Source organism: Sphingomonas sp. CCH5-D11, assembly GCF_001557395.1.
In the GTDB taxonomy this organism is placed as follows: Bacteria; Pseudomonadota; Alphaproteobacteria; order Sphingomonadales; family Sphingomonadaceae; genus Sphingomonas.
The window spans coordinates 1-5,458 of record NZ_LSKH01000011.1 but is presented as its reverse complement, the minus strand read 5'-3'; the positions used below and the strand labels follow the sequence as shown (position 1 = coordinate 5,458).

Annotated in this window: 7 protein-coding genes; 1 reads left to right on the top strand and 6 read right to left on the bottom strand. The window is 65.6% G+C overall.

Features of this window, described 5'->3' with window-relative positions:
* From AX702_RS00525 to AX702_RS23915, 6 genes are all read right to left on the bottom strand, one after another.
* Nucleotides 1-483, bottom strand: a 483-nt coding sequence (locus AX702_RS00525) for a 5-oxoproline transporter, DUF979 family subunit (protein ID WP_156455292.1), incomplete at its 3' end; no start/stop codon positions are given.
* Nucleotides 480-1,121: a DUF969 domain-containing protein gene (locus tag AX702_RS00520; protein WP_066774992.1), complete on the bottom strand. Its 642-nt coding sequence runs from the start codon at nt 1,119-1,121 to the stop codon at nt 480-482. The genes AX702_RS00520 and AX702_RS00525, both read right to left, overlap by 4 nt.
* Nucleotides 1,122-1,129: 8 nt before the next feature.
* Nucleotides 1,130-2,080 (bottom strand): alpha/beta hydrolase, encoded by a 951-nt coding sequence (locus AX702_RS00515; RefSeq protein ID WP_066774989.1) that lies wholly within the window; start codon nt 2,078-2,080, stop codon nt 1,130-1,132.
* Between the two features lie 34 nt (nt 2,081-2,114).
* A complete protein-coding gene (locus AX702_RS00510) occupies nt 2,115-3,638 on the bottom strand; it encodes a fumarate hydratase (protein WP_066774988.1) in 1,524 nt (507 codons plus the stop codon).
* Nucleotides 3,639-3,694: 56 nt separating this feature from the next.
* Complete coding sequence (locus AX702_RS23920) at nt 3,695-3,907, bottom strand: hypothetical protein (protein WP_443026273.1); 213 nt, start codon at nt 3,905-3,907, stop codon at nt 3,695-3,697.
* 75 nt (nt 3,908-3,982) lie between these two features.
* On the bottom strand, nt 3,983-4,264 hold the full coding sequence (locus AX702_RS23915; RefSeq protein WP_443026272.1) for a hypothetical protein: 282 nt from the start codon (nt 4,262-4,264) through the stop codon (nt 3,983-3,985).
* 306 nt (nt 4,265-4,570) lie between these two features.
* Here AX702_RS23915 and AX702_RS23910 point away from each other — a divergent pair.
* Nucleotides 4,571-5,458, top strand: an 888-nt coding sequence (locus AX702_RS23910) for a diguanylate cyclase domain-containing protein (protein ID WP_443026271.1), incomplete at its 3' end; no start/stop codon positions are given.

The window sequence follows — 5,458 nt, the reverse complement described above, 5'->3', positions numbered from 1 at the left end:
CATCTGCGGCAGCGCCGCCGCCCAGCCGATATCGTCCATCAACGCGCGCCCGGCACGGAACGGCTCCGCGGGGGCGGGCCGCAGCCAGGCGTAGCAAAGCGCCAGTGCCAGCAGCACGCCTGTGGCCAGCGCCACCAACGTCGCCTGCTTGCCGTCGAACAGTGCCGGAAATTGCTTGAACACGAAAGTGCCGATCAGCGCGGTCGCGGGGATCACCAGCGCGGGCACGAACACCATCGCGCCGCGGATGGCGGGCTCGCCAGCGGGCACGCGTCGCTTCATCCGCCCGCTCGCGGCGATCGCCACCAGCGCAAGGACCAGCACGCCGTTACCAAGGTCGCCCAGCCAGTCGCCGGCGAGAAAGCTCGTCGCCACCAGGCCATAGAAGCCGGTATTGGCCCAGCGGCGCTCACCCGCCGACAGACCGGCAAAGGCAAGGAAGGTCAGCCCGGCAATCAGATAAACGAAGTTCAGCCCGATCATGCGCGCCGCGCCTTTCGGTCGAGCAGCCACAGCCGCGTGCCGTGAATGACGAAGGCGGCGATCGCGGTGGGGATCGCCCAGACCGACATGTGCAGCGGCTCGACGAAGATGCCGTAACCTTCCAGCACGCCCTTCATCAGCAGGATCGATCCAATCGCGATGAAGATGTCCTCGCCGAAGAACAGCCCGACATTGTCGGTCGCGGCGGCCATCGCCTTCACCTTTTCCGGATCATGCGCCTCGCCAGCCGCAGCCTCCGCCATTGGCGCGATCAGCGGGCGCACGGTCTGCGCGGGCCCGGCAACCGAGGTGAGACCAAGCGCCGCCGTCAGCTGACGAAAGCCGAGATAGGCCATCAGCAATCGCCCGGTCGTCAGCCCCTTCAATCCGCCCACGAGCGAGCGCGCACGCGCCTGCAGCCCGTTGCGTTCAAGCAGGCCGATGACGGGCAACACGATATAGATCGCGGTGACATAACGCGTGTCGTTGAAGGCCTTGCCGAAGGCGGCGAGGATGGCGAGCGGATCGATTCCGGCAGCAAGCCCGGTGACGAGCGCGGAAGCCGCGATCACCAGCATCGGGTTGAACCGCAGCAGGAATCCCAGCGCGATGATCGCGATGCCGGATAGGACAAGCATTCAGTTGATCAGGCGCGCGGTTTCGCAGTCAGTGCGCGCCGCAATGCGGCAATGCGGGACTGGTTTGCCTCTTGCGCGATCGCCGCATCGGGCAGCGCGTCAAAGGCATGTATGGCGCCCGGCCAGACATGAAACTCCGTCGGCACGCCTGCCGCGAGCAGCCGCTGCGCGTAGGTGATGTTTTCGTCGCGAAAGAGGTCCAGCGCTCCAGTCGCGATATAGGTCGGCGGCAACCCGGCTACGTCCTCCGCTCGCGCGGCGGCGACATAAGGCGACACCTCTGCCCCACCGGGTTCCTGACCCAGCATGCACTGCCACCCGAAGCGGTTACTCGCCCGATTCCAGATGAACTCGCCGGTCAGTGGATCCGGATCGTTGCTGCACGTCCGGTCATCGATCATCGGATAAAGAAGGTGTTGAAACGCCAGCTGAAACTCGCCGCGATCGCGCGCTAGCAGCGCCAGCGCGGCCGCAAGCCCACCGCCAGCGCTTTCCCCCATCACGCCGATGCGGGCAGGATCAATGCCTAGTCGCTGAGCGTGGGCAAACGTCCAGCGCAATCCGGCGTAGCAATCCTCGATCGGGCCCGGAAATGGCGTCTCCGGCGCAAGGCGATAATCGACCGACACCACAATACAACCAAGCGCCGCCACGATCGGGCGGAGCCGAACCGCGCCGTCCTCCGCCTTGCCCAGAACATAGCCGCCACCATGCATGTGCACGATGCAGCCAGCCCCTTCCGCGAGCCTGGCAGGACGAAACAGATACAGCGCAACATCCGGTGCGCCCGCAGGTCCTGGCACGACGACTCGTTCAACCGTCACGCCATCATCAACCACCTGAGGCTTTGGCGATTCCCAGCGACGCGCCTGCTCCAGCGACTCGGCCGACAAGGACAGCGTCGGCCAGAGGTCGAGCAGCGGCAACAATTCGGGATCCACCAGATGCCGCGTGCTCATTGCCTCTTCTCCTCGGGCGATCATCGCCGGTCGTTCACGCCGGTTGGAGCAGCCCTTCCTTGGCGATCTTCTCCCGCCACACGAGCGGGGCGAGCTGGTGGACATTATTGCCCTCGCTGTCGACCGCGACGGTGACGGGGAAATCCTGCACCTCGAATTCGTAGATCGCCTCCATGCCGAGATCTTCGAACCCGACGACCTTCGATCCCTTGATCGCCCGGGCGACGAGGTACGCCGCGCCGCCGACCGCCATCAGATAGGCGCTCTTGGCGTCCTTGATCGCATCGGTTGCGGCAGGACCGCGCTCAGCCTTGCCGACCATCGCGAGCAGGCCCTGATCCAGCATCATGCGGGTAAACTTGTCCATTCGCGTCGCGGTGGTGGGGCCGGCCGGGCCAACCACTTCCTCGCCGACCGGATCGACCGGCCCGACATAATAGATCACGCGGCCCTTAAACTCGACCGGCAGCTCCTCGCCGGCATCGAGCATGTCCTTAATCCGCTTGTGTGCGGCGTCACGCCCGGTCAGCATCTTGCCGTTCAGCAGCAGGCGATCGCCCTGCTTCCACGACTGGACTATCGCGGGCGTCAGCGTGTCGAGGTCGACGCGGATCGCGGCCTTGTCGGGCGTCCAGTTCACCTTCGGCCATTCGTCAAGCTTTGGCGTCTCGAGATAGGCCGGGCCGCTGCCGTCGAGCGTGAAATGCGCGTGCCGGGTCGCGGCGCAATTAGGGATCATCGCCACCGGCTTGCCCGCGGCGTGGCACGGCGCGTCCATGATCTTCACGTCGAGGATGGTGGAAAGCCCACCGAGGCCCTGCGCGCCGATGCCCAGCGCATTCACCTTGTCGAAGATCTCGATGCGTAGCGCCTCGATGTCGTTCCTGGGCCCACGCGCCTTCAGCGGGCCCATGTCGATCGGCTCCATCAACGCCTTTTTGGCGAGCAGCACGCAATGCTCCGCCGTGCCGCCGATGCCGATCCCCAGCATGCCCGGCGGACACCAGCCGGCGCCCATCTGCGGCAGCATCTCCAGCACCCAGTCAACGATCGAATCGCTGGGATTCATCATCTTGAACTTGGACTTGTTCTCGCTGCCGCCGCCCTTCGCCGCGACATCCACCGAGACCTTGTTGCCCGGCACCAACTCGACATGGAGCACGCAGGGCGTGTTGTCCTTGGTGTTGCGGCGGGTGAAGGCGGGGTCGGCGAGCACCGAGGCGCGCAGCTTGTTCTCCGGGTTAAGATAGGCGCGGCGCACGCCTTCATCGACGATTTCCTGCATCGAGCGGGTGGTGTCATCGATGCGGCAATCCATGCCCCATTTGACGAACACGTTGACGATGCCCGTATCCTGGCAGATCGGCCGGTGCCCCTCGGCGCACATCCGGCTGTTGGTCAGGATCTGCGCGATCGCGTCCTTCGCCGCCGGGCCCTGCTCCGCCTCATAGGCGTCGCCCAAAGCGCGGATGTAATCCATCGGGTGGTAGTAGCTGATGAACTGGAGCGCATCGGCAACGCTCTCGATCAGGTCTGCGGCGCGGATCGTCGTGGTCATGAACCGATCCACTATGGCGACGGATCGGCACACGCAACCGGTCTGCTGCCACAAGTTCACCAGATCGGGCCGTGCCCGACTGGCTCGAGCAGCCGAAACGGACCAGAAAAACTGTCCGCATAAACGCTTTCCCAATCCTCTCCGCCTAGCCAGACGTGATGGGATCCATTCGTCGTGCCTTGGCGGTCTCGCCAGTTCGTTCCGTGCGCCTGATCGAAGTGCTGGGGCTGGTCGCCACCGAAGACGATGCGTTGCAGGATGCCGGGCATGCGCGGCTGGCAGAAGTCGCGGCTCTTTGGCCAATTATCGTGGTGGCTTCCGTCCTCGCATCGGCATGGAGCATTTCAGCACCAGCCTTCTCGCATGAACCGCTGGGCCTTGCCTCCGGGTTGAGCACGGCGCTGTGCGGACTGGCGCTGGCGGTCTGGGGCCTGCTGTCGTTGCCGGCTGCACGCGAGCTTGCCGTGCACCGCCGGATAACAGCCCTCGCCGGGCTTGCAGTCCTTCTTGGCATCGCGTTCTCGCTTCTTCTCGCTCTCGCCCCGGCGCTTCCCACCCAGCCGTTTCGACTGACCGGCATCGTTCTGGGGCTCGGCAGCATCGTCATCACTGCCGTCGCGCTTCATCCTGTTCGGGCGGCATGCATCGCATTCGCCGGGGGGCTTGCGCTGACGGTGCCGTTCGCGGCGGGCATCGGGACGGCGGCGGCGGGAGCGCTGGTGCTTGCCGCTCTGCTGGCCGCAGGCGCGCTCCGCATTGCCGCGCGCGATCAGGAACGGCTCGGCGCGAACAGGGAACGCGAACGCGAAGGGCAGCTCGCAGCGCGCCTGGTGCGGGAATATGAAAGTCACGGCACCGGCTGGTTCTGGCAGACCGATCGCGCCGGCTGTCTCAATTACGTCAGCGCCAAGGTGGCGCGCGAGCTTACCGCAATGGGCATGTCGCCAGCGGGACAGCGGCTGGTGGACATCTTTCGCGTCGATTCGAGCCTGGCGGAAACCGAGCGGACGCTGACCTTTCACCTGTCCTCGCGCACCAGCTTTTCCGATTATTCGGTGCGACCGGCATTCGAGGCGGGCACGGATCGGTGGTGGTCGATTTCCGGCCGGCCGGTTCTTGATGATCTCGGCCGGTTTCAGGGCTTCATCGGCTTCGGATCCGACCTGACCGAAAAGCGGCGGTCGGAAGCGGAAATCACGCGGCTGGCGCTGTTCGACAGTCTGACCGGGCTGGCCAACCGCCAGCGGCTCCGCCTGTCGCTCGACCAGGCGCTGTCTCCCGCACAAGGGCCGCACACCACCACTTCCTTGTTCCTGCTCGACCTGGATCGGTTCAAGGCGGTCAACGATACGCTTGGGCATCAATGCGGCGACGAGCTGCTGAAGCAGGTCGCGCAGCGGCTGCAGCGAACGGTGGGTGATGCCGGGCTGGTCGGCCGCCTGGGCGGTGACGAGTTCCAGGTCGTGCTGCCCCGCGAAGGGAGCCGTGAGCGATTGGGCGCGCTGGCGCAGCACATCATCAACGCCCTGTCCCAGCCGTTCTTCGTCGCGGGCTCGTCCCTGTCGATCGGCTGCTCGGTCGGCATCGCGATCGCGCCCGAACACGGGAACGACAGCGAAACCCTGATCCGCAATGCCGATCTCGCCCTGTACGCGGCAAAGGCCGACGGACGCGGCGTATCACGCTTCTTCCGTCAGGAGATGCTGGCCGGCGCGCAGAAGCGGAAGCGGCTGGAGGACGATCTGCGCGGCGCGCTCGGCGCGGACGAGTTTCACCTCGTCTATCAGCCGGTGGTGTCGACCGCCGACCAGCATATCGTC

Bases quoted from the DNA above. Each gene is read 5' to 3' on its own strand.
- AX702_RS00520 (WP_066774992.1), bottom strand. From the start codon at position 1,121: ATGCTTGTCCTATCCGGCATCGCGATCATCGCGCTGGGATTCCTGCTG.
- AX702_RS00515 (WP_066774989.1), bottom strand. From the start codon at position 2,080: ATGAGCACGCGGCATCTGGTGGATCCCGAATTGTTGCCGCTGCTCGAC.
- AX702_RS00510 (WP_066774988.1), bottom strand. From the start codon at position 3,638: ATGACCACGACGATCCGCGCCGCAGACCTGATCGAGAGCGTTGCCGAT.
- AX702_RS23920 (WP_443026273.1), bottom strand. From the start codon at position 3,907: ATGCCCGGCATCCTGCAACGCATCGTCTTCGGTGGCGACCAGCCCCAG.
- AX702_RS23915 (WP_443026272.1), bottom strand. From the start codon at position 4,264: ATGAAGCGCGACGGCAGTGATGACGATGCTGCCGAGCCCCAGAACGAT.